This is a genomic window from Streptomyces stoeckheimensis (assembly GCF_045822005.1).
In the GTDB taxonomy this organism is placed as follows: domain Bacteria; phylum Actinomycetota; class Actinomycetes; order Streptomycetales; family Streptomycetaceae; genus Streptomyces; species Streptomyces stoeckheimensis.
Genome location: NZ_CP169550.1, coordinates 4844094 through 4864364 on the forward strand (window position 1 = coordinate 4844094; position 20271 = coordinate 4864364).

At 71.5% G+C, this 20271-nt stretch carries 24 protein-coding genes and 1 pseudogene; 12 read left to right on the forward strand and 13 right to left on the reverse strand.

All coding sequences use genetic code 11. The features are described 5' to 3' along the window. Window positions 1-15: 15 nt before the first annotated feature. Window positions 16-984, forward strand: a complete 969-nt coding sequence (locus tag ACE1OC_RS22030; RefSeq protein ID WP_407838423.1) for a YgfZ/GcvT domain-containing protein — start codon at window positions 16-18, stop codon at window positions 982-984. A gap of 18 nt (window positions 985-1002) precedes the next feature. Here ACE1OC_RS22030 and dtd read toward each other — a convergent pair whose 3' ends face one another. Then, window positions 1003-1428 carry a D-aminoacyl-tRNA deacylase gene (gene dtd, locus ACE1OC_RS22035; protein ID WP_250744592.1) on the reverse strand — a complete coding sequence of 142 codons (426 nt, stop codon included), beginning with the start codon at window positions 1426-1428 and terminating at the stop codon, window positions 1003-1005. A 132-nt stretch (window positions 1429-1560) separates the two neighbouring features. Between dtd and ACE1OC_RS22040 the strand changes: the two genes are divergently transcribed. From ACE1OC_RS22040 to ACE1OC_RS22070, 7 genes and pseudogenes are all read left to right on the forward strand, one after another. Then, window positions 1561-2196 carry an AmfC protein gene (locus tag ACE1OC_RS22040; RefSeq protein WP_407838424.1) on the forward strand — a complete coding sequence of 212 codons (636 nt, stop codon included), beginning with the start codon at window positions 1561-1563 and terminating at the stop codon, window positions 2194-2196. Between the two features lie 72 nt (window positions 2197-2268). Next, window positions 2269-3513, forward strand: coding sequence for a GNAT family N-acetyltransferase (locus tag ACE1OC_RS22045; RefSeq protein ID WP_407838425.1), 1245 nt, complete (start codon window positions 2269-2271; stop codon window positions 3511-3513). A gap of 56 nt (window positions 3514-3569) precedes the next feature. Then, window positions 3570-4331, forward strand: coding sequence for a putative protein N(5)-glutamine methyltransferase (locus ACE1OC_RS22050; protein WP_407838426.1), 762 nt, complete (start codon window positions 3570-3572; stop codon window positions 4329-4331). A gap of 37 nt (window positions 4332-4368) precedes the next feature. Next, window positions 4369-4838, forward strand: a pseudogene (locus ACE1OC_RS22055) (hypothetical protein). Window positions 4839-4900: 62 nt separating this feature from the next. Continuing rightward, window positions 4901-5341: a helix-turn-helix domain-containing protein gene (locus ACE1OC_RS22060; protein ID WP_407838427.1), complete on the forward strand. Its 441-nt coding sequence runs from the start codon at window positions 4901-4903 to the stop codon at window positions 5339-5341. Between the two features lie 36 nt (window positions 5342-5377). Continuing rightward, window positions 5378-5932, forward strand: a complete 555-nt coding sequence (locus ACE1OC_RS22065; RefSeq protein WP_274548329.1) for a hypothetical protein — start codon at window positions 5378-5380, stop codon at window positions 5930-5932. Window positions 5933-6056: 124 nt separating this feature from the next. After that, on the forward strand, window positions 6057-6401 hold the full coding sequence (locus tag ACE1OC_RS22070) for a DUF2516 family protein (protein ID WP_407838428.1): 345 nt from the start codon (window positions 6057-6059) through the stop codon (window positions 6399-6401). A 48-nt stretch (window positions 6402-6449) separates the two neighbouring features. Here ACE1OC_RS22070 and ACE1OC_RS22075 read toward each other — a convergent pair whose 3' ends face one another. The 3 genes from ACE1OC_RS22075 to ACE1OC_RS22085 all read right to left on the reverse strand — a co-directional run bounded on the left by ACE1OC_RS22075 (window position 6450) and on the right by ACE1OC_RS22085 (window position 10015). Then, a complete protein-coding gene (locus ACE1OC_RS22075) occupies window positions 6450-7727 on the reverse strand; it encodes a PP2C family protein-serine/threonine phosphatase (protein ID WP_407838429.1) in 1278 nt (425 codons plus the stop codon). Window positions 7728-7987: 260 nt separating this feature from the next. Next, a complete protein-coding gene (locus ACE1OC_RS22080; protein ID WP_407838430.1) occupies window positions 7988-9037 on the reverse strand; it encodes a C40 family peptidase in 1050 nt (349 codons plus the stop codon). Window positions 9038-9205: 168 nt separating this feature from the next. Beyond that, window positions 9206-10015 (reverse strand): class I SAM-dependent methyltransferase, encoded by an 810-nt coding sequence (locus tag ACE1OC_RS22085; RefSeq protein ID WP_407838431.1) that lies wholly within the window; start codon window positions 10013-10015, stop codon window positions 9206-9208. Between the two features lie 162 nt (window positions 10016-10177). Here ACE1OC_RS22085 and mshA point away from each other — a divergent pair, with 162 nt between their 5' ends. Together mshA and ACE1OC_RS22095 are read left to right on the forward strand one after the other, a co-directional pair. Then, window positions 10178-11566 (forward strand): D-inositol-3-phosphate glycosyltransferase, encoded by a 1389-nt coding sequence (gene mshA / locus ACE1OC_RS22090; RefSeq protein WP_407838432.1) that lies wholly within the window; start codon window positions 10178-10180, stop codon window positions 11564-11566. Continuing rightward, window positions 11559-12071, forward strand: a complete 513-nt coding sequence (locus ACE1OC_RS22095) for a YbjN domain-containing protein (RefSeq protein WP_407838433.1) — start codon at window positions 11559-11561, stop codon at window positions 12069-12071. The genes mshA and ACE1OC_RS22095 overlap by 8 nt, the downstream gene beginning before the upstream one ends. A gap of 5 nt (window positions 12072-12076) precedes the next feature. Here ACE1OC_RS22095 and ACE1OC_RS22100 read toward each other — a convergent pair whose 3' ends face one another. From ACE1OC_RS22100 to ACE1OC_RS22140, 9 genes are all read right to left on the reverse strand, one after another. After that, window positions 12077-13288, reverse strand: coding sequence for an MDR family MFS transporter (locus tag ACE1OC_RS22100; RefSeq protein WP_407838434.1), 1212 nt, complete (start codon window positions 13286-13288; stop codon window positions 12077-12079). Between the two features lie 152 nt (window positions 13289-13440). Beyond that, a complete protein-coding gene (locus ACE1OC_RS22105; RefSeq protein WP_407838436.1) occupies window positions 13441-13884 on the reverse strand; it encodes an NUDIX hydrolase in 444 nt (147 codons plus the stop codon). Next, a complete protein-coding gene (locus tag ACE1OC_RS22110; RefSeq protein ID WP_407838437.1) occupies window positions 13881-14531 on the reverse strand; it encodes a dTMP kinase in 651 nt (216 codons plus the stop codon). Before ACE1OC_RS22110 ends, ACE1OC_RS22105 begins: the two co-directional genes overlap by 4 nt. Then, window positions 14528-16027 carry a B12-binding domain-containing radical SAM protein gene (locus tag ACE1OC_RS22115; RefSeq protein WP_407838438.1) on the reverse strand — a complete coding sequence of 500 codons (1500 nt, stop codon included), beginning with the start codon at window positions 16025-16027 and terminating at the stop codon, window positions 14528-14530. Before ACE1OC_RS22115 ends, ACE1OC_RS22110 begins: the two co-directional genes overlap by 4 nt. After that, the gene (locus ACE1OC_RS22120; RefSeq protein WP_407838440.1) at window positions 15984-16823 is read right to left on the reverse strand and encodes a hypothetical protein; all 840 of its coding nucleotides are present in this window, start codon (window positions 16821-16823) and stop codon (window positions 15984-15986) included. The genes ACE1OC_RS22115 and ACE1OC_RS22120 overlap by 44 nt, the downstream gene beginning before the upstream one ends. Window positions 16824-16842: 19 nt before the next feature. Further along, the gene (locus ACE1OC_RS22125; RefSeq protein WP_407838441.1) at window positions 16843-17430 is read right to left on the reverse strand and encodes an ATP-binding protein; all 588 of its coding nucleotides are present in this window, start codon (window positions 17428-17430) and stop codon (window positions 16843-16845) included. Then, window positions 17331-17696 (reverse strand): hypothetical protein, encoded by a 366-nt coding sequence (locus ACE1OC_RS22130; protein WP_407838442.1) that lies wholly within the window; start codon window positions 17694-17696, stop codon window positions 17331-17333. The genes ACE1OC_RS22125 and ACE1OC_RS22130 overlap by 100 nt, the downstream gene beginning before the upstream one ends. A 388-nt stretch (window positions 17697-18084) precedes the next feature. Beyond that, window positions 18085-18285: a DUF397 domain-containing protein gene (locus tag ACE1OC_RS22135; RefSeq protein WP_407838443.1), complete on the reverse strand. Its 201-nt coding sequence runs from the start codon at window positions 18283-18285 to the stop codon at window positions 18085-18087. 11 nt (window positions 18286-18296) lie between these two features. After that, entirely contained in the window at window positions 18297-19151 is an 855-nt protein-coding gene (locus ACE1OC_RS22140) for a helix-turn-helix domain-containing protein (protein ID WP_407838445.1), read from the reverse strand. A 249-nt stretch (window positions 19152-19400) separates the two neighbouring features. Here ACE1OC_RS22140 and ACE1OC_RS22145 point away from each other — a divergent pair, with 249 nt between their 5' ends. Together ACE1OC_RS22145 and ACE1OC_RS22150 are read left to right on the forward strand one after the other, a co-directional pair. After that, window positions 19401-19829 (forward strand): hypothetical protein, encoded by a 429-nt coding sequence (locus ACE1OC_RS22145; protein WP_407838446.1) that lies wholly within the window; start codon window positions 19401-19403, stop codon window positions 19827-19829. Beyond that, window positions 19829-20161: a hypothetical protein gene (locus ACE1OC_RS22150; protein WP_407838447.1), complete on the forward strand. Its 333-nt coding sequence runs from the start codon at window positions 19829-19831 to the stop codon at window positions 20159-20161. The genes ACE1OC_RS22145 and ACE1OC_RS22150 overlap by 1 nt, the downstream gene beginning before the upstream one ends. The last annotated feature ends 110 nt before the right edge of the window (window positions 20162-20271 follow it).

Below are 20271 nucleotides of genomic sequence, written 5' to 3' on the forward strand. Positions count from 1 at the left end.
TCGTAGGCTGGTGGCATGACCAGCAGCCCCTTGCTCCATCTCCCCGGCGCCGTGCAGGCCGAAGGCCGCGACGAGGGCGTCGCCGCCCACTACGGAGAGCTGTACGGAGAACAGCGCGCACTCGCCGACGGCCGAGGCTTCGTGGACCTCTCCCACCGCGGGGTCGTCACCGTCACCGGCTCGGACCGGCTGAGCTGGCTGCACCTGCTGATCACTCAGCACGTCACCGCGCTCCCGGCCGGCGAGGCCACCGAGGCGCTGATCCTCACCGCGAACGGCCACATCGAGCACGCGCTCTACCTCGTGGACGACGGCGAGACGACGTGGATGCACGTCGAGCCCGGCACCCGGGAAGCACTGATCGCCTACCTGGAGTCGATGAAGTTCTTCTACCGGGTGGAAGTCGCCGACCGGACCGCCGAGTTCGCCGTCGTGCACCTGCCGGCCGGCTCCATCGCCGAGGTCGCCAAGGAACTCGCCGTACGGGAGACCCCGTACGGCCGCGACGTGTTCCTGCCGCGCGACGGCCTGGAGGCCTTCGCCGCCTCCCACGGCCCGGCCGCCGGGCTCCTCGCGTACGAGGCCCTGCGCGTCGAGGCGCACCGGCCGAGGCTCGGCCTGGAGACCGACCACCGCACCATCCCGCACGAGCTCGGCTGGATCGGCACCGCCGTGCACCTGCAGAAGGGCTGCTACCGCGGCCAGGAGACGGTGGCCCGCGTCCACAACCTGGGCAAGCCCCCGCGCCGCCTGGTCTTCCTGCACCTGGACGGCTCCGACGTGCTCCTCCCGGCCCACGGCACGCCCGTACGGCTGGCCGCGGACGGCGAGGAGGGCCGCCAGCTGGGCTTCGTGACCACCTCGGTCCGCCACCACGAGCTGGGCCCGATCGCGCTCGCGCTGGTCAAGCGAAACGTCCCGGTGGACGCCCCGCTGCTGGTGGGCAAGACTGCCGCCGCGCAGGAGGTCGTCGTAGCGCCGTGACCGCGGCGCCGCCGCGCTCTAGATGTCGATGACGATGGTGAACGGGCCGTGGTTGGTCAGCGAGACCCGCATGTCCGCGCCGAACCGGCCCGTCTCCACCGTCGCGCCCAACGCCCGAAGCTGCGCCACGACCTCGTCCACGAGCGGCTCGGCGAAGGCGCCGCCGGCGGCCGCGTTCCACGTGGGGCGGCGGCCCTTGCGGGCGTCTCCGTAGAGGGTGAACTGCGAGATCACCAGCAGCGGCGCGTTCACGTCGCTGCAGGACTTCTCGGCCTCCAGGATCCGCACCGACCAGAGCTTGCGCGCCAGCAGCTCCGCCTTCTCCGGGGTGTCGTCGTGGGTCACCCCCACCAGGACGCACAGCCCCTCCCCGACGATCTCCCCGACGGTCTCGCCGGCCACCACGACGCTCGCGCCGTCCACCCTCTGCACCACTGCTCGCATACCACCTGTGTACCAGGCGTGCACCCGTCCGGGGCCGATCGGGTGGAGTGGGACTGCGTCGGCACCGTGCGGAGTGGCACGATGCACGCAGGCGGTGCCCCCAGCACCGGTCGAGGGGACGGACACGAACGCATGAATACTTCTGGTACTTCCGCACCTGCTTCTGCGCCCATCGGACCCGTCGGACCCATGGGAACCGGGGCGGCCGTCGGCCCCGTGGGCTCCGTGGCGTCCGCCGAGGCCTCGGCGCCGCGTCCGCCCGCGCAGCGGACCGGGGCCGCGGACGCCCCGGCGACGGCGACCACCGCGCTCGGCCTGCCGGAGCTGCGCGGGCTGCGCCGCGACGCGCAGCGCGACGAGGCCGACCTGAGCTACGTACGGCGCCTGCTCCAGGGCCGCATCGACATCCTGCGCGCCGAGCTCGCCCGGCGTACGGATCCCGAGACGCCGGTGGTGGACCGGCTTTCGGAGATCCTCGCGGACGCCCCCTCCAGCCGCAGCGCCTCCGCCCGGCACGTCACGCTCGGCACCCCGCACGGGGAGGAGTACCGGCTGCTGGCGGCCGAGATGCTCTCCGACGTCGAGCTGTCGGACCTGGGAGCGCGCACGGACGAGGAACTCCACGAGGGCATGGGCAAGTTGGTGCGCTACGAGCAGCAGGTCTCGCGGCGCCGCCAGCAGCTCCAGCGCACGGCCGACGACTGCAGCGCGGAGATCACCCGGCGCTACCGGGAGGGCGAAGCCCAGGTGGACGACCTGCTGGCCTGAGCGGGCGGGGGCGCGGGGCCCGCGGAAAATGCGGGCGACGGGGGCGGGCCGGTCCGATTAGCGTGGGTCGCTATGAGCGCTGACGTCAGGCAGATCGCCGCATCCGAACTTCCCGAGTGGCTGCGTGCCCAGCAGACCGGCTTCCTGAACGCGAAGCACCCCACGGCCGAGGACCACGCCCAGGTGGCCGGGCACGTCGACTGCGCCCGGACCCAGGGCGGTTTCGACGCGGACACCGGCCGGTGCGTGGCGACCTTCCGCTCCTTCCCGCAGGAACTGACCGTGCCCGGCGGGGCGTTCGTCCCGTCGAGCGCCGTCACGAGCGTGACCGTGGCACCCACGCACCGCAGGCAGGGTCTGCTGACCCGGATGATGGCGGCCGAGCTGGCCGCCGCCCACGCGCGCGGCGACGTGGTGTCGACGCTGATCGCCGCCGAGTACCCGATCTACGGGCGGTACGGGTACGGGCCGGCCACCTCCGTCTCGGAATGGGAGATCGACGTACCGCGCACCGGACTCGATCCGCACGCCGTCGTCCCCGGTGACGGCGGGAGGATCGACCTCGTGGACGAGGCCGAGGTACGGGAGCTGGGCCCGGCCCTGCACGAGCGGCTGCGGGCGGCGACGCCCGGCGCGGTGAACCGCGACGCCCGCTGGTGGCGGACGACCACGGGTGTGGAAACGCTGTCCCACAACACGTACACGCCGTCCTTCCACGCGGTGTACCGCACCGCGCAGGGCGAGGTGGCCGGCCTGGTCCGGTACACCGCCGACGACCACTGGACCGATGCCAAGGTTCCGCAGAACACCGTGCAGGTCCGGCAGTTGCTCGCCGTCACCCCGGAGGCGGAGCGGGCGCTGTGGCGGTTCCTGTGCTCCATCGACTGGGTGGTGAAGGTCCGCACCGGCTACCGCGCCCCCGACGACCTCGTCGCCCGGCTGCTGCCCGACCCGCGCGCCGCCCGGACGGTGACCTCGGCGGACTGGCTGTGGGTGCGGCTGCTGGACGTCGTACGGGCCCTCGGTGCGCGGACCTACGCCGTGCCCGGGGTGCTCGTCCTGGAGGTCGTCGACAAGACCGGTCCCGCGGGCGGCCGTTACCGGCTGGACGCGGGCGCGGGGGACTGCGTACGCACGGAGGAGCCGGCCGATCTGCGCCTGGACGCGGGCACGCTCGGGTCGCTGTACCTGGGCGACGAGTCGGCGGTGCGGCTCGCGGCGCTCGGCGCGATCACGGAGGAGCGCCCCGGGGCGCTCGCGCTCGCGGACGCGGTGTTCCGCACGGCGCGCCGGCCGTGGTGCCCGGACATCTTCTGAGCGGCCGACCCGGCACCCGGAACCCGGAACTGGAAACTCGAGGACTGAGGTAGGTAGTGGCGACACTGGTGGAGGCCCTGCGCGCGGCCGGCTGCGTCTTCGCGGAGGAGGAGGCGGAGCTGCTGACCGCCGCCGCAGAGGACGCGGGGCACCTGGAGGGTCTGGTGGCCCGGCGGGTGGCGGGCGAACCGCTGGAACACGTCGTCGGCTGGGCGGAGTTCTGCGGGCTGCGCATGGCCGTCGGCGAGGGGGCCTTCGTGCCGCGCCGGCGCAGTGAGTTCCTCGCGCGGGAGGCGGTGGCGGCGGCCCGGCCCGGCGCGGTGGTCGTGGACCTGTGCTGCGGGGTGGGCGCGCTGGGCGCGGCCGTGGCCGCGCAGGTGCCGGGGGCCGAACTGCACGCGGCGGACATCGACCCGGTCGCGCTCGCCTACGCCCGGCGCAACCTGGCCCCGTACGGCGGCCGGGTCTGGGAGGGCGACCTCTACGCCCCCCTGCCCGCCGGGCTGCGGGGCCGGGTGGACGTCCTCGTGGTCAACGCCCCGTACGTCCCGACCGGGGAGATCGGCCTGCTGCCGCCGGAGGCCCGCGACCACGAGCCGCCCGTCTCCCTGGACGGCGGAGCGGACGGCCTGGACGTCCACCGCCGGGTCGCCGCGGGCGCCCCGCCCTGGCTCGCACCGGGCGGCACCCTGCTGATCGAAACGAGCGCCCGCCAGTCCCCGGTCACGGCCTCGGCCCTGACGGCGGCGGGCCTGTCGGTCCGCGCGGTGGCCTCGGAGGAGTACTACGCGACGGTGATCATCGCGACGGCGCCGTAGCCGGGGTTCTGGTTCCGCCACTTCACGCCGAGGGGTCATGTCGATCACGGAGTACCAGCAGAAGCTGCGCGAGCGCTATCTCGCCGCCCCCGTCATGCGGGCCCCGGAGCCGTGGCAGCCGGTGCTGGACCGCCGGATTCCCATCGGAGGTCTGCTCGGCATCGGCTTCGCCGTCCATCCCGACAGCGGGCACGATCTCGTCATGGTCGTGTCGAACGACGGCCACGGACTGTTCGACGCGGTCACCGGCGAGAAGATCGCCCGCGACCGGGATCCCGACCCCGATACCGGCACCCCCGATGCGTCGCCGGACCTCACCTGCCCCGGGTTCGGCCCGATCGCGGGCGCCCGGGTCCACATCGCCGGGCTCTTCGGCGGCACGTCTTCCACTCCCGGTACTCGCAATTCCGCGCCGCCGGCTTCTCCCCCTCCGGCCTGACCCTGGCGGTCGCCACCAGCAGCGACCTCACCCTCTGGGCGCGGCCCGGGCTCCACGTCGGAGACTGAGGTCGGGAGTTATTGCAAGCAAGCTGCTTGCAATAGTTAGCAAGGTGCGGCAGGATCGGGGCATGGCATCGCTCAACGTCGGGAATCTCGGCGAGTACCTGCGCGAGCAACGGCGGCAGGCGCAGCTTTCGCTGCGGCAGCTGGCCGATGCGGCGGGGGTGTCGAATCCGTACCTCAGTCAGATCGAACGCGGGCTGCGCAAGCCGAGCGCGGACATCCTGCAGCAGCTCGCCAAGGCGCTGCGGATCTCCGCCGAGACGCTGTACGTGCAGGCCGGAATCCTGGACGAGCGGGACCGGGACGCCGTGGAGACGAGGGCCGTGATCCTCGCCGATCCGACCATCAGCGAGCAGCAGAAGCAGGTGCTGCTCCAGATCTACGCCTCCTTCCGCAAGGAGAACGCCGCCGAGGCAGAGGCCAAGGCGGAGGCCACGGCCGAGGCCGAGGCGGGAGCGGAAGCCGCCGACGGCGGTGGTGGCGATGCCGGGACGAGTACGCACTGAGCACGAACTGAGACTGTGATCCGGGAGGACCACCACATGGCCATCGCCGATGACCTGAAGAAGACCCTCACCGACCCGACCCCCCTCTACTTCGCCGCCGGCACCGCCGACCTCGCCGTGCAGCAGGCCAAGAAGGTGCCCGGGCTGATCGAGCAGCTGCGCGCCGAGGCCCCCGCGCGCATCGAGGCCGTGAAGAACACCGACCCGAAGGCCGTGCAGGAGAAGGCCAAGGGGAAGGCCAAGGAGGCGCAGGAGGCGGTCACCGCCACGGTCGCCGAGGTGCTCGGCGCGATCGACGCGAAGAAGATCGGCGAGACCGCCCAGGACCTGGCGCTGCGCGGGGTCGGCGTGGCCGCCGAGTACGCGGTCAAGGCCAAGGAGGCCTACGACAAGGTCGCCGAGCACGGTGAGCAGACCGTACGGGCGTGGCGCGGCGAGGTCTCCGAGGAGATCGTCGACATCGCCGTGGTCGTGGAGCCGGAGGCTGCCGAGCCGGTGGCGGAGCCCGCCGCCGAGCCCGCGCCGAAGAAGGCTCCCGCACGCAAGGCCGCGGCCAAGAAGGCCGCCGCCGAGCCGGCCGACGAGAGCTGATTTCCGCGTGACGGACCGGGCACCCGCGGGGCGTCCGGTCCGTTGTGGTTTGGGAAAGGGGCTCTGCCGGTAGCGTGGAGGCAGGCGGCATCCGGCGAGCGAGGCGTGAAAAGGCGGTCAGGCGATGTTGATGAACGGGTTCGACCAGGGAGTGCTCCCGTTGCTCGGGTACGCCATGCTCGCGCTCGCCGTGGTGGCCTTCGTGCTGGCGGTGACCGCGCGCGAGGACGCGTACCGGGCGGCGGGCAAGCAGACCAAGACCTTCTGGCTGGTCATCCTCGGCATCACCGTGGTCGTGGACTTCTTCCTCGGGATGCTCTTCCTGCAGATCGCCGGGCTGGTCGCGAGCATCGTGTTCTTCGTCGACGTGCGCCCCGCGCTCAAGCAGGTCTCGGGCGGCGGCGGTGGCCGGCGCGGTGGCGGCAGCAGCAGCGACGGGCCGTACGGGCCCTACAACGGCGGACGGTAGGGCGCAGGCCGTCGCAGGCGGTCCGTAGTCGGGCCGGGGCCGGCCCCGTCAGCCTTCGGCGCGGGAGAGCAGGACGACGGCGACGTCGTCCGTCAGCTCCCCGCCGTTGAGGCGGCGGGCTTCGGTCACGGAGGCTTCGAGCAGGCCTTCGCCGCTCAGCCCGTCGGCCAGGTGGCGGTTGATCATCTCGACCATGCCGTCCTGCCCCAGCCGCTCCTTGCCCTGCCCGATCTTGCCCTCGATCAGGCCGTCGGTGTAGAGCATCAGGCTCCACGTGCCGCCCAGCTCCACCTGGCGGCGCGGCCAGCGGGCCCGGGGCAGCAGGCCGAGCGCCGGGCCGCTGTTCTCGTACGGGAGCAGCCGCGCGGGGCGGCCCGGCCTGGAGATCAGCGGTGCCGGATGGCCCGCCAGGCACAGGCCCGCGCGCCGGCCGTCCGGGGCGATGTCCACCGTGCACAGCGTCGCGAAGATCTCCTCGCAGGGGCGCTCGACTTCGAGGACCTCCTGGAGGGTGGCGAGCAGGTCGTCGCCGCACAGGCCGGCCAGGGTCAGCGCCCGCCAGGCGATGCGCAGCTCGACGCCGAGGGCGGCCTCGTCGGGGCCGTGGCCGCAGACGTCGCCGATCATCGCGTGGACGGTGCCGTCGGGGGTGCGGACGGTGTCGTAGAAGTCCCCGCCGAGGAGCGCGCGGCTGCGGCCGGGGCGGTAGCGGGCGGCGAAGCGGAGGTCGGAACCCTCCAGGAGCGGGTGCGGGAGCAGTCCGCGTTCCAGTCGGGCGTTCTCCTGGGCCCGCAGTTTCGATTCTGCAAGCTTGTACTGGGCGATGTCCGCCCGTTTTCTCTCCACCGCGTAGCGGATGGCGCGGCTCAGCAGCCGCCCGTCGAGCTCGTCGCGGAACAGGAAGTCCTGGGCCCCCACGCGTACGGCCTCCGCGGCGCGCTCCGCGTCGTCCTCGGCGGTGAGCACGAGCACGGCGTGCCGCGGGGCGATGCGGAGCACCTGGCGCAGCGCGCCGAACGGATCGGCGGCGGCATCCCCGGAGCCGGAGCCGGAGCCGGAGCCGGAGCCGGAGCCGGCACCGGAGCCGTGCGGGAGTGCGAGGTCGAGCAGGACGCAGTTCACGTCCGGGGTGAGCAGCCGGGCCGCCTCCGTGAGGTTGCGGGCGCTGCGCAGCCGGATGCGGTGGCCGTCGGCGTCGAGGATCTCGGGGACGGTGAGGCCGCCGGCGGGGTCGTCCTCGATCACCAGCAGGGTGAGCGACGACGTGGCGCCCGGGCCGCTCTCGGTGCCCGGGATGTCCCTCTGCCGCGGTACGGGTACGGGCATCGTCTCCGGTTCCTTCCCGCCCCCTCGGGGGTTCGCTCGTCCGGCGACCCTAGCCGCGGGACGAGGGAAGCGGAATGGCGGGTCCGGCGCGGGGCTCCGGCATATGCCGTTATCGGGTGGGAAAGTCCGCGTCGACGAATGACCAACGTCACGGCGCAGGGGTACGGCGTCCCGCCCACCGAGACGTACCGCCGTCGAGGGCGGGCCGTCCCGGAGGACGGGTGGTCACGGTGAGCGAGCCGCCGCTACGCATCCGGCCGCTACGCGTCCGGCCGGACCACGGCCTTGATCGGCATGGAGCCCGCGCCCGCCATGGTGACGTTGCGGCCGGGGCGGGGAGCGTGGATCATCGCGCCGTCCCCGACGTACATCCCGACGTGGCTCGCGTCGTCGAAGTAGATGATCAGGTCGCCCGGCCGCATGTCCTTGACCGCGACCTTCGGCAGCCGCAGCTGCTCCTGCGAGGTGCGCGGGATCCGCTTGCCCGCCGCGAGCCAGGCCTGGGAGGTCAGCCCGGAGCAGTCGAACGAACCGGGTCCCTCCGCGCCCCACACGTACGGCTTGCCCATCTGGGCGGTCGCGAACTGCACGGCCCGCTTGCCCGCGTCGGTGGCCGCGGCGCCCGTGGAGCCGGTCATCCCGCCAGTGGACAGCCAGTCGTTCTGCGCCTTGCGCTGCGCTTCCGCCTCGAGCTCCAGCAGCCGGGCCTTCTGCTCGGCCTCCAGCTTGCTCTCGAGCTCCTCCGCGGCCTTGATCTTGTCCTCGACCTGCTTCTTCGCGGCCTCCTGCTTGACCCGGTTTGCCTCCAGGGTCTCCCAGTGCGCGCTCGCGTCCCGCGCGTACTGCTGCAAGTCGGTCTGGGTGCGGTTCAGTTCGGAGAGTAGGTCCGAGGTGGCCTTCTCGCCCTGGCGCAGCCGGTCGTTGCCGTCCAGGAACTGCGTCGGGTCGTTGCTCAGGGCCAGTTGCGCGCCGGGCGGCAGCCCGCCCGAGCGGTACTGGGCGCGGGCGGCGGCGCCCGCGCGGCCCTTCAGGGCGGTGATGCGGTCCTGGCCCGCGAGGACCAGGTTGGCGATCTCCACGATCTTGTCGGACTGCGTCTTGGTCTCGCTCTCGGCGAGGTTGAAGGCGTCCGTGGCCGTGCCGGCTTCGCGGTAGAGGCCCTCTATTTCCTTGCGGACCTGCTCCAGGGACTTGCCCTGCTGGGGCTCCGGCGCCGCGAACGCGGTGCCGGCCAGTGCGCCGGGCGCGGACAGCAGCGCCATCGCGCAGAGCAGAGTGAGGGCGATCGAACCCCGTCGTCGTTTCCTCATGGTCCCCCCAGACACCGGATTGATTAATCGTCAGTAACTTGTGATTGCCTTCGGGATGGTGCCACGAGTCGGTGAATTCCAACACCCTTGTGGATATCCATCCGATGCGTCCCGATCGCCCCCGCGGCCCCCCTGGCCCCGGCAGCCCCCTGGCCACGGCGGCCACCGTCACCCCGAAGGCCTCAACGCTTCCCATCGCACCGTGAGTTCCCCCTGACGCCACCGCACCGGCCCGTCCGCCAGCGGCCAGTCGCCCGACAGCGCCCGCGCCGTCCGGATCCAGCGCTGCCGTGCACCGTAGGAGGCGTACGGAGCCGCCGCCGCCCACGCCCGGTCGAAGTCGCGCAGGAACGCGTGCACCGGCTCGCCCGGCACGTTGCGGTGGATCAGCGCCTTCGGCAGCCGCTCCGCCAGGTCGGAGGGGCGCTCCAGGGAGCCCAGCCGGGTCGCGAAGGTCACCGTGCGCGCCCCTTCGGGCCCGAGCGCGACCCACACGTGCCGCCGCCCGATCTCGTCGCAGGTCCCCTCCACCAGCAGCCCGTCGGGAGCCAGCCGGGAACACAGTCGTTCCCACACCGCCTCGACCTGCTCCTCGTCGTACTGGCGCAGCACGTTCGCCGCCCGGATCAGCGCCGGCCGCACCCCGCCGTCCAGCGGCACCTCGAAGCCGCCGTGCCTGAAGCTCAGGCCCTCCCGCTCGTACGGTTTGGCGCCCGCCACCCGGGCCGGTTCGATCTCGATGCCGACCACCCGCACCCGCGGGGCCGCCTCCCGCAGCCGTGCCAGCAGCTCCACCGCGGTCCAGGGCGCGGCCCCGTAGCCGAGGTCCACCGCGACCGGCTCGTCCGCGCGCCGCAGCGCCGCCCCGTGCGTCGCCGCGATCCAGCGGTCCATGCGGCGCAGGCGGTTCGGGTTCGTCGTCCCGCGGGTCACCGTGCCGACGGGGCGACGAGGGGGAGGGGTGGAGCGGGAGGCCATGTGCAGAGAGTAAGCGGAGCACTCCCGCGCGATAAAAATCCGGCACGGGGGCAGGAAAACCGCCCGCCCCGGAATGCGCGGGACGGCCGTCCGGGTTGCACTCCTAGAAGAGCGCGGCAGCGCTCTCCGTGTCATGCCGTCCGAGCGAGAGGAACTGCTCCCTTGAGCCAGTACGTGTCCCGCATCGGCGGCAGCATCGGCGGCCGGTTCGCCGCGGCCCGCTCCGGCACCCGGCACGAGCCGCCCCGCCTGCGCCTGCCCGCGGCCGTCGGCGGTCACCGCAAGCCGCGCCGGGTCGCCATGCTCAGCGTGCACACCTCACCGCTGCACCAGCCCGGCACCGGCGACGCCGGCGGGATGAACGTCTACATCGTCGAGCTGGCCCGGCGCCTCGCCGCGATCAACATCGAGGTCGAGATCTTCACCCGGGCCACCGCCGGCGGCCTGCCGCCCGTGGTCGAGCTCGCGCCCGGAGTCCTCGTACGGCACGTGGACGCGGGCCCGTACGAGGGCCTCGCCAAGGAGGAGCTGCCGGCCCAGCTGTGCGCCTTCACCCACGGCGTCATGCAGGCCTGGGCCCGCCACCGCCCCGGCTACTACGACCTGGTCCACTCCCACTACTGGCTCTCCGGCCACGTCGGCTGGCTCGCCGCCGAGCGCTGGGGCGTCCCGCTCGTGCACGCGATGCACACCATGGCCAAGGTCAAGAACGCGGCGCTCGCCGAGGGCGACACCCCCGAGCCCGCCGCCCGCGTCATCGGCGAGACGCAGATCGTCGACGCCGCCGACCGGCTCATCGCGAACACCGCCGAGGAAGCCGACGAGCTCGTCCGCCACTACGCGGCCGACCCCGGCAAGGTGGCCGTCGTCCACCCCGGCGTGAACCTCGAACGCTTCACCGTCGCCGACGGCCGCGCCGCCGCCCGCGCCCGCCTCGGGCTGCCGCAGGACGCCGTCATCCCGCTCTTCGCGGGCCGCATCCAGCCGCTCAAGGCCCCCGACATCCTGCTGCGGGCGGTGGCGGAGCTGGTGGACCGCGAACCGCAGCTGCGCGCCCGGCTGTTCGTGCCCGTCGTCGGCGGGCCGAGCGGCAGCGGGCTCGCGAAGCCGGAGGGTCTGCAGAAGCTCGCGGCCAAGCTCGGCATCGCCGACCTCGTGCACTTCCACCCGCCGGTGGCGCAGGACGCGCTCGCGGACTGGTTCCGGGCGGCGTCCGTGCTGGTCATGCCCTCGTACAACGAGTCCTTCGGGCTGGTCGCCATAGAGGCGCAGGCCACCGGCACTCCGGTGCTGGCCGCGGCCGTCGGCGGGCTGCCCGTGGCCGTCAACGACGGGGTGACGGGCATCCTCGTACCCGGCCACGATCCGGTGGACTACGCCCGTCAGCTACGGCGCTTCGTGGACGAGCCCGGGCTGTCGGACCGGATGGGCGCGGCGGCCGCGCGGCACGCGCAGTTCTTCGGCTGGGACACCGCCGCGAGCGGCACGGCCGACGTGTACACGGGGGCGATGCACGATCACCGCCGTCACGTACGCTCCCACCATGGCTGACGCTGACATCCGCGGGATCATCGAGGCGACGCTGACCGGCGCGGAACTGAGCTGGGAGAGCCCGTCACCGGGCTCGTACGTGGTCCAGCTCCCCGGTACCCGCAAGCTGAGCACCACCTGCTCGCTCAAGGCCGGAAAGCACTCCCTGTCGGTCAACGCCTTCGTGATCCGCCACCCGGACGAGAACGAGGCCGGCGTCCACCGGTGGCTGCTGGAGCGCAACCTCAAGCTCTACGGCATGGCCTACGCGGTCGACGCGCTCGGCGACGTCTACCTGACGGCCCGCCTCCCCCTGTCGGTGATCACCCCCGACGACCTCGACCGGCTGCTCGGCACGGTCCTGGAGGCGGCCGACGGGGCCTTCAACACCCTGCTGGAGCTGGGTTTCGCGAGCGCGATCCGGCGGGAGTACGAGTGGCGGGTCGCGCGGGGCGAGTCCACGCGCAACCTGGACGCCTTCAAGAACCTGACGCAGCCGTCGGGGGCGGCGGCGCGGCCGGAGTAGGCGGGTCAGGCGGCCGGAGCCACCGGATCCGTCGCCTTCGCCGGAGCGGCGACTTCCACGATCTCCTCCACGACCGGCTCCGCGACCGGCTCCGCGACCGGCTCCACCGGGCTCGATTCGCCCTGGGGGAGCCCCCTCATCAGCAGCCAGTAGCCCGCCGCGGCCACGGTCCCCAGGACCGCCGTCGCGCCCCACAGCCAGCCCGCGCCGAAGTGCTCGATCGCGAAGCCCGCCATCAGCGGCGCGATCAGCGAGGCCACCGCCCACGACATCGTGTACATGCCCTGGTAGCGGCCGCGTCCGTGCAGCGGGGAGAGCTGCGCGACCAGGCCCATCTGGGTCGGCGAGTTGACGATCTCGGCGAGCGTCCACACGCAGACGGTCAGCGCCAGGCTCCACACCGAGCCGCCGAAGGCCGTCAGCCCGAACCCGTACCCGGCCAGCAGCGCCGAGATGACCAGCAGCTTCTGCGGATCGCGGTGCTCGATGAAGCGGGTGACCGGGATCTGCAGCAGCACGATCAGCACGCCGTTCACGGCGGCGACCAGCCCGTAGTCCGTCGTGGAGAACCCGGCCGCGCCCATCGCGAGCGGCAGCCCGAACGAGCCCTGCATGAAGATCAGCGAGATCAGGAACGACAGCCCGACCACGCCCATGAACCGCCCGTCCCGCAGCACCGTCCCGAGGCCGACCTCCGGCTCGGCGGCCGCCTTCTCCGCCGCCGTCTTCTCCGGCCGGGACTCCGGCAGCTTGAGGTAGACGAGCACCGCGCAGACCAGCGTCAGGGCCGCCTCGCCGAGGAACCCGGCCAGGTAGCTGTACTCCGCGACGAAGCCCGCCACGACCGAGCTGATGGCGAAGCCGAGGTTGATGGCCCAGTAGTTCAGCGCGAAGGCCCGTACCCGGTCCTCCGGGCGGACGATGTCGGCCATCATCGCCTGCACCGCCGGCCGCGAGGCGTTGGAGGTCATGCCGACCAGCAGCGCCACCGCCGCGATCGCCGCCGGATGCTCCATGAACCCGAGCAGCGCCACCGAGAACGCGGTCGACGCCTGCGCCGCCATCAGCGTGGGCCGCCGGCCCAGCCGGTCCGTGAGCACGCCGGCCACCAGCGAGGACACCACACCGCCGAGCCCGTGGAGAGCCACCACAAGTCCCACGAAGGAGGCCGAATAGCCCCGCTCCAGGGTCAGGTACAAGGTCATGAAGGTAGCCATTCACTACGCCGTACGCAACGCGTTCCCCCTGTGGTGCCTCGGATCGGGTCGCGGCCCGTTCGCCGCATCGGCGGGTTGCGCCGAACATGACGCCGCCCGCCAGTACCCCCGGTGGGGGCTGCTGGCGGGCGGCGTGTGGGGCTGCTGGGGTCCTACGCCCATCCGTGCTGGGTCAGTGCCTCGGCGCCCTTGAGGTAGCCGTACAGGCCCGCGGCGGGGTACTCGATGATGTCCTCGGGCAGGGCGTCGACGGGGAACCACGTCAGTGCGAGGCACTTCTCGGGCTCGCGGTTCTCGGGCTTGCCCTCCCACTCGGTCGCCAGGAAGAACAGGCCGATGCGCTCGACCTGCTCGCTCTGCTTGTGGTGCACCGTATGCACGAGCCGCAGGTGCTCTGGGTCTACCTTGACCCCGGTTTCCTCGCGCAGCTCGCGGGCGGCGCCGGCGGTGAGCGGCTCGCCCTGGTCGAGCTTGCCGGAGGGGGCGTGCCACCGGCCGTGGCCGTACGGTCCGCCGCGCTGCGAGAGCAGGATCATGTCGCCGTCGCGCAGGATCACGTGCGTGTCGATGACGGGGGCTGCGGGTGTGGGGCTCATGGGGTCACCGTGGGGTCGTCGTCGTGTGGGACGGGTGCGACGGTACCGCCGGGCGGGGGCAGCGCGTCGGCGATTCGGCGCGCTACATCCTTTGGGGCGGTCCCGGTGGAATCGATCACGAGGACTGGCACGCCCATGGTCGTGAGGGTCTGTGCTGCCTCGGCGTAGAGGTCGAGTTCGCGGCTCGGGGCGTCGGGGTCGTGGTGGAAGCGGTGGCGTACGCCGCGGGCGGTGAGGCGGGCTGAGATCACGGCCGGCTCGGCGGTGAGGATCACGGCGAGGTCGGGCAGCATGATCTCGCGGTTCAGGTCGAGCAGGTACCGCTCGGCGACGCCGTCGAGCCGTTGCAGCACGAGCGACGAGGCGAGGTACCGGTCGGATATGACCGTGAAACCGGCGTCGCGCATCGGGCGCAGCTCGACCTCGACGTGTTCGTACCGGTTGGCGGCGACGAGGCAGGCGAGGGCGTGTCCGCGGAGGAATGCGGCGCTCGCGCGGGTGAACTGTCCGAGGGCGCTCTGCGACGGCTCGCACGTGCGGTAGACGAGGCGGCCCTCGTTGCGCAGCAGGCGGTCGAGTTCTTCGAGGGTGGTGGATTTGCCGACGGCGCCGGGGCCATCGAGGGTGATGAACGTTCCGGCGGTCATGCGGCGACCCCCATGCGGTTTCGGGCGTGCTGCTCGCGGGTGAGCGTGGCGAGGGTCGCGCGCAGTTTGGGCAGGGGGACGGTTCCGAACTGGATGCCGACGGAGAAATTGAACTCGTCGCGTTGGCGCATGGACTCGTTGGCGCCGTCCGCGGTGAGGTCGACGTCGGAGTACGCGAGCAGCTTGTCGGGGTCGTGTCCGGCCGCGGTGAGGGTGCTCCACACGGGGGTGCCGGGGTAGGGGCGGAACTCGAAAACGGACGCCCGGAACCGGGCGTTTGCGTGCCGGTCGGCGATGGTCCACAGGTTGTGGATATGGCGCACGGTCGCGTCGAGGTCGGTCTGTTCTTCCCCGGGGTAGCCGAGGATGAAATACCCCTTCACGCCGATGCCGCGTTCGAGCAGGCGGCCGGTGACTCGCTCTGTCATCTCGGCCGTAATCCGCTTGTCCATGCCGGCGAGCACGCGGTCGCTGCCGGATTCGATGCCGAGGGCGACCTCGCGGAGACCGTTGGTTTTGAGGGTGTCGAGCATGGTGTCGTCGAGGCGGTCGAGGACGTTGATCCGGCCGGTGGCGTCCCACACGTACCGGTCGCCGATCTTGTGACGGGTGAATGCTTCCATCTGCGGGACGATCACCCGTTTGGCTCCGAGGAACAGGTCGTCGACGAACCGGTATGCCGTGGTCCCGTAGAGGTCGTGCAGGTGGTCGAGTTCGGTGATGATGCCCTCGGGCGAGCGGGTACGGATCTTGACGTCGGGGTTCGCGGAAACTGCGGCGCCGCAGAACGAGCAGTCGTAGGGGCACCCGCGCGCGCCGACGATGTTCGCCTCGATCCGGCCGTCGTCCGCGACGTACGGATCTTGGGGCAGGAACTCGCGGTTCACGAGCGGCAGAGCGTCGATGTTCGGGCTCAACCACTCTGCGGTACCCCCGCGGGCGATGCCGGCGGCGGTCGTTCCGAGGATGCGGTCGCGCCACATCACCCCGGGCAGCTCGGCGCGGCGGCGCTCGTCGGCGAGCAGCGCGGCGACGCGGGTCTCGCCCTCGCCGATTACGAGGGCGCGCAGGTTGCGCATACGGGGGTCGGCGAGGATGCGGTCGGGCATGGCCTTGGCGTGGTGTCCGCCGACCATGAGGGCGATTCCGTCGTCGACCTGCTCGGCGATCCGGGCCGACATCTCGTACGTGGGGGCGAGCAGGTTCATGCCGACCCATCGGGGCCGGTGGTGGTTGATGAGGCGGGCGGTTTCCTCGACGCCGAGGCCGTGTGCTTCGGCGTCCAGTACGCCGACGTTGAAACCGGCCTGCTGTGCATAGGTGGCGATGTAGGCCATGCCGAGGACGGGCAGGGTGTAGTCGTTCGTCCGGGGGCGCAGGCCGTAGTCGCGTAGCGGGGCGTTGACGAACAGGGCGTCGAGGACGCGGTTCGGGTCGGCGCCGGCGATCAGATCAGGGGTGGTGCGGTGTTCCTCCTGTGCGGGTAATACGGGCATGGCTCCCCCAAGTGAGAGTGAACAGGGTCAGGGCGTGCAGGGTGGTGCGGGCGGGCGCCCAACGGCGCCACATGACTTCGAACTCGCGCTCGGCGCTCGGCAGGGCGAGGCCGGGCGCGGCGCGGCCAGCCCATGTGCGCACGGCGAGGTCGCCGTGCGGGTAGATGGCGTGGTCGCCGGTGAAGTCGGCCGCGGCGGCTGCTGCGGTCCACGGGCCGATGTACGGGACCTCGACGAGTTCCTTGATGAGGCTGTCGGGGTCGAGGGTGGTCCAGTGGTCGCCGCGGTCGAGATAGGCCGTTGCGGCGGCGCGCAGGCCCTTGGCGTTGAACTTGCAGCCGATCGCGGCGAACCCCTCGTCGCTCAGTTCGAGCACGACCTCGGGGGCGGGGGCGAGAGGGAGCGGGCCGGCGGGGGTGTCGAACGTGCGCCCGTAGGCGGCGTAGTAGGCGCGGTGCTTCTTGCGTGCCTGCGGTGCGCCGACTACCTGCCGGAGGAGTGCGGTCGTGATCGCGTCCCACAGTGAAGGGTTGGTGAGGCGTGCCACCGTGCCGAGGGACACCAACTCGTCGAGGAGCAGGGTCCCCTCGGCGGCCGTGGGCAGGTCGACGGCGGACGTGTAGGCGACAGGGGGCTGCTCGGCGGCGTCGGCGTCGAGGGGGCGCAGCAGCAGGTGCTCGCGCTCGCTCTCCCAGTGGGCGAGCCATGCGGCGCCCTGGTGCTCGACGACGCGTACCGGCTCGCCGGCCGTGGTCTCGTGCCAGCCGGGGTGTTCCGTGATGATTGTGGTGCTCATGCGTTCAAGTCCTGTCGCGCTAGCTGTGGTTGAACTGCCTAGTCTGCGGACGGCCCCCGAGGCTTGCGGGGACTCGGGGCGGAGCAGCGTCGCGGAACTCGGCCCACACGGCCTTTCCGGGGTGATCTCGCAGCACGCCCCACTCGTCCGACAGCGCGGCGACGATGGGGAGGCCGCGGCCGGCGGTCGCGTCGGCCGGTGTGGTGTCGGTCGGCGATCCGCGCCACGTCGGCTCGGTGTCGTGTACTTCGATCCGCACCGTGTCATCGAACGCCAGCAGCCGGACCAAGAAGAATCGCCCGGCGCAGGGCGTGCCGTGCAGAACTGCGTTGGTCGCCAGCTCGCTCACGCACAGCACCAAGTCGTCGACGCGCGCCGGCCGCACGCCCCATATGGCTGCGGTCTCGCGTACGAAGGAACGCGCCGCACGGCTCGACCGATACGACCTCGGCAATGCTCGGTCGCGTACGACACCCGGAACCGGGTCACCATGACGATTCGGCCTGATCATGCGAATTCTTCCTGTCGCCGATTCTGTGGGTGAGGCGCGCACTCGGTGGAAGACGAGGGAGTGAGCGAGAGGAAGCGGACGGGGCGGGCACGCCATTCCGCGCAGGTCCCATCTCGCAAAATCATCGTGAACGTGGTCTCTTCGCCCCGGTCGAGCGCGGCCACGGCTTGCAGCCAACCGCTTCCGTCGACCCACTCAAGGGCGCGGGCAATCTCGTGATGCGACAGGGTGAAGACGTGCGCGCCTCGGATGTCCACCCGCAGGGCGCGCACGGCGGCGCGGGAGTTCACGACCACCTGTACGGGCGCCCGCACCTCAACCGCACCGCCGGCGGGGTTGCAGCGCACGCGCTCGATCTCCACGCCCGAGCAAACGTTGTGCTCATAGTCGACCGAAACGTGCAACCTTGGACCGCAAGGCGCCGTCGGGCGGCGTAATACCTGCACTGAGACCTCCCTGCCGCGGCTTCTTGGCTACGCCCCTCCGGACCAGTGTTGGAACGGTGGAGGGAGCGCAGCCCCGGGGGGACAATGCTCAACGGGAACAGTGTTGGGCAGAGTTAGGCGACGTCAGGCGCAGTATGGAGGGTGATCCGGCCTGCCGTGGTGACTCAGTGAGACCGTAGCGCCACGCGCAATCCGCCTGCAAGTGTGGACCGGTACAAACATGCAGACTGGCATATGCAAACGACCCCCCGCCCAGCTCAGGCGGGGGGTCGCTGGCGCGTCGAGCGCCGCAGAACCGAGGGGGCTAGTTGACGAAGTGGTCGAACTCGCCTGCCTTGACTCCTGCGATGAAGGCGGCGAGCTTCTCGGGCGACGTGCTGATGATGCGCTCCGGATCGTCGCTCTCAACCAGGAAGATCGCGCCTGCGCTCTCGGCAACGTACAGGCACTGTTCGCCCCCGCCGCCCGAGAAGCTCGACTTCTGCCAGTTCAATTCGCTGTTCATCCCTGTATTTCTCACAGTTCTCTTGCGATGTGGTGAATGAAACTCCGCGACTCGTCTGGGGCGAGCGAGGTCTGCTCGGCGAATGTGAGCAGCGCCCGATACCGGTCGAGGTCTGCGGCTGTGTCCAGGAAGCGACCGCCGAAAGGTGTGTCGATGTGAACAGTGTCAAGCTGCGGCACCGTGCCGGTTGCGTACATCACGGTTTGTGTGACCTCAATGAAGTCATCGGCCGCGAAGGGGATCACGCGGAGCGCGATCCAATCCTGCTCGGATGCTTGCAGTAGGTATTCGAGCTGATCGCGGGCAACCTTCCGGCCGCCCACCCGCATCCGCAGTGCAGCCTCGTGCACGATCGCCTCGAACTGCGGCGGTGCCTCGCGGTCGAAGATCGCGCGGCGCTTCATGCGGTGCTCGACTCGGGCGTCGACTTCCTCGCCCGGAACCTGTGGGATGACGCCGGCGAAGAGTGCGCGTGCATACTCCTCGGTCTGCAAGACGCCGGGAAACGTCATGGGCTGGAGGCATCGCAGGCCGGTTGCGTGGTGTTCGAGTTCGGCGATGTCCAGGAAGCCGGGGGCGAGGATGCCGCGGTATTCGTCCCACCAGTGCGTACCCCTGCGCTCTGTGGCGATGGCGCACAGAGCGGCGAGCAGGGGCTCGTCGTCGGATTGGTAGAACGTGAACAGTCGGCGAATGCGTTCGTCGCTGATTCCGAGCCGACCCGCTTCGATGTTGCTGATCCTGGCGGCGTCGGTGGAAAGCAAGCCGCCAGCATCTCGCGCGGTCATGCCGGCGCGCTCGCGCAGCTTCCGCAGCTCAGAGCCCAAGCGGATCTGTCGGGCGGTCGGATTGTCCCTCGGCGGCATGTGTCCCTTCCCCTTGTCCTACCTGAGTTTGCCGGTTGCGGCGTCATGGGTCCACCCGCGCAGCTTCCTAGGGGTACAGGGTTGTACCGGTCCAACCTTTTACCCTATGGTCCTGGCAGCACCGCGACGCGAGCAGTAGCAGCGCGAAGTGCAGCCGCTGACAGGCGCCTTGACGTGCCGTCACCCCGGGGAGCGGCCATTGCCACGCGCAGCGAGCACGCGAGTCCTACCGCGTTGGGAGACGACGACATGACGACAACCGCCTTACCGCAGGAACCGCCCGAGCCGGGCGTGAGCTACCGCATGACGGCGCCCCGCGCCGCGACCACACCGAAGATCGTTCGCGAGTGGCTTGCGCTGCTGCTGGTCACTTTGGGGCACGAGGAGATCGCCGAGCAGGCGAAGCTCTGCGTATCCGATGCGGTCACCCGTGCCTACCTGCTGACCCGTGCCGACCGAATCACGGTCGAGGTGGCGCTCGGCTCGACCGCCCTCGTCGTGACCATCGACGAGGACCGGCCCGGGTGGCTACCCACCCCGCGGCCCCTGCTCCCGTGGCGCGAGCGTCAAAGGGTCGGCCTGGCCCTGATCCAGGCCCACACCAGCACGGTGCGCATCCTGCCCGGGGCACGGGACGCTCGGATGCAGTTCACCCTCGCGTACGGGGAGGCAGCGTGATGACGGGATTCGAGAACCCCCTGCTCCTGCTCGCAATCATCATCGGGGGCACGGTCGGCCTGCTGGGGCTCACCGCCGTATGGGCATCTATGCCGAGCGCCCGCCGGTACTTCGTGGACCCTCCGAGCACGCCGGGCGATGGCTACCGCTGCTACTGCTGGCAGCACGTGATCGTCGTCCGCGTGGCCGAACCCGCCGGCGGGAAGCGGCGCCAAGGCAAGCGCCGCCGGACCCGCTACGTCACAGACCCCGCCGCCCGCCCGGAAAGTGCCTCCCACGCGGGGGCGGGCGGCGGTGGACTGGGGGCACCTCCCGTGCACGCGGTCGTGTAGATCGCCCGCACGGTGACCCCGAGCAGGGGGCCCTCGACGGTGCACTCGTCGAGGGCCTCTCGCCGTGCCTGAAACACGAAAAGGCGCCCCCGCCACCGGCGCGAGGCCGG

What these genes read in the sequence shown, in the direction of transcription:
- ACE1OC_RS22070 (WP_407838428.1), top strand. Translation starts at nt 6,057, where the DNA reads ATGTTGATGAACGGGTTCGACCAGGGAGTGCTCCCGTTGCTCGGGTAC.
- ACE1OC_RS22030 (WP_407838423.1), top strand. Translation starts at nt 16, where the DNA reads ATGACCAGCAGCCCCTTGCTCCATCTCCCCGGCGCCGTGCAGGCCGAA.
- ACE1OC_RS22120 (WP_407838440.1), bottom strand. Translation starts at nt 16,823, where the DNA reads ATGAGCACCACAATCATCACGGAACACCCCGGCTGGCACGAGACCACG.
- dtd (WP_250744592.1), bottom strand. Translation starts at nt 1,428, where the DNA reads ATGCGAGCAGTGGTGCAGAGGGTGGACGGCGCGAGCGTCGTGGTGGCC.
- ACE1OC_RS22135 (WP_407838443.1), bottom strand. Translation starts at nt 18,285, where the DNA reads ATGAACAGCGAATTGAACTGGCAGAAGTCGAGCTTCTCGGGCGGCGGG.
- ACE1OC_RS22145 (WP_407838446.1), top strand. Translation starts at nt 19,401, where the DNA reads ATGACGACAACCGCCTTACCGCAGGAACCGCCCGAGCCGGGCGTGAGC.
- ACE1OC_RS22100 (WP_407838434.1), bottom strand. Translation starts at nt 13,288, where the DNA reads ATGGCTACCTTCATGACCTTGTACCTGACCCTGGAGCGGGGCTATTCG.
- ACE1OC_RS22150 (WP_407838447.1), top strand. Translation starts at nt 19,829, where the DNA reads ATGACGGGATTCGAGAACCCCCTGCTCCTGCTCGCAATCATCATCGGG.
- ACE1OC_RS22040 (WP_407838424.1), top strand. Translation starts at nt 1,561, where the DNA reads ATGAATACTTCTGGTACTTCCGCACCTGCTTCTGCGCCCATCGGACCC.
- ACE1OC_RS22110 (WP_407838437.1), bottom strand. Translation starts at nt 14,531, where the DNA reads ATGACCGCCGGAACGTTCATCACCCTCGATGGCCCCGGCGCCGTCGGC.
- ACE1OC_RS22060 (WP_407838427.1), top strand. Translation starts at nt 4,901, where the DNA reads ATGGCATCGCTCAACGTCGGGAATCTCGGCGAGTACCTGCGCGAGCAA.
- ACE1OC_RS22065 (WP_274548329.1), top strand. Translation starts at nt 5,378, where the DNA reads ATGGCCATCGCCGATGACCTGAAGAAGACCCTCACCGACCCGACCCCC.
- ACE1OC_RS22085 (WP_407838431.1), bottom strand. Translation starts at nt 10,015, where the DNA reads ATGGCCTCCCGCTCCACCCCTCCCCCTCGTCGCCCCGTCGGCACGGTG.
- ACE1OC_RS22140 (WP_407838445.1), bottom strand. Translation starts at nt 19,151, where the DNA reads ATGCCGCCGAGGGACAATCCGACCGCCCGACAGATCCGCTTGGGCTCT.
- ACE1OC_RS22105 (WP_407838436.1), bottom strand. Translation starts at nt 13,884, where the DNA reads ATGAGCCCCACACCCGCAGCCCCCGTCATCGACACGCACGTGATCCTG.
- ACE1OC_RS22095 (WP_407838433.1), top strand. Translation starts at nt 11,559, where the DNA reads ATGGCTGACGCTGACATCCGCGGGATCATCGAGGCGACGCTGACCGGC.
- ACE1OC_RS22075 (WP_407838429.1), bottom strand. Translation starts at nt 7,727, where the DNA reads ATGCCCGTACCCGTACCGCGGCAGAGGGACATCCCGGGCACCGAGAGC.
- ACE1OC_RS22115 (WP_407838438.1), bottom strand. Translation starts at nt 16,027, where the DNA reads ATGCCCGTATTACCCGCACAGGAGGAACACCGCACCACCCCTGATCTG.
- ACE1OC_RS22045 (WP_407838425.1), top strand. Translation starts at nt 2,269, where the DNA reads ATGAGCGCTGACGTCAGGCAGATCGCCGCATCCGAACTTCCCGAGTGG.
- ACE1OC_RS22125 (WP_407838441.1), bottom strand. Translation starts at nt 17,430, where the DNA reads ATGGCGTGCCCGCCCCGTCCGCTTCCTCTCGCTCACTCCCTCGTCTTC.
- ACE1OC_RS22080 (WP_407838430.1), bottom strand. Translation starts at nt 9,037, where the DNA reads ATGAGGAAACGACGACGGGGTTCGATCGCCCTCACTCTGCTCTGCGCG.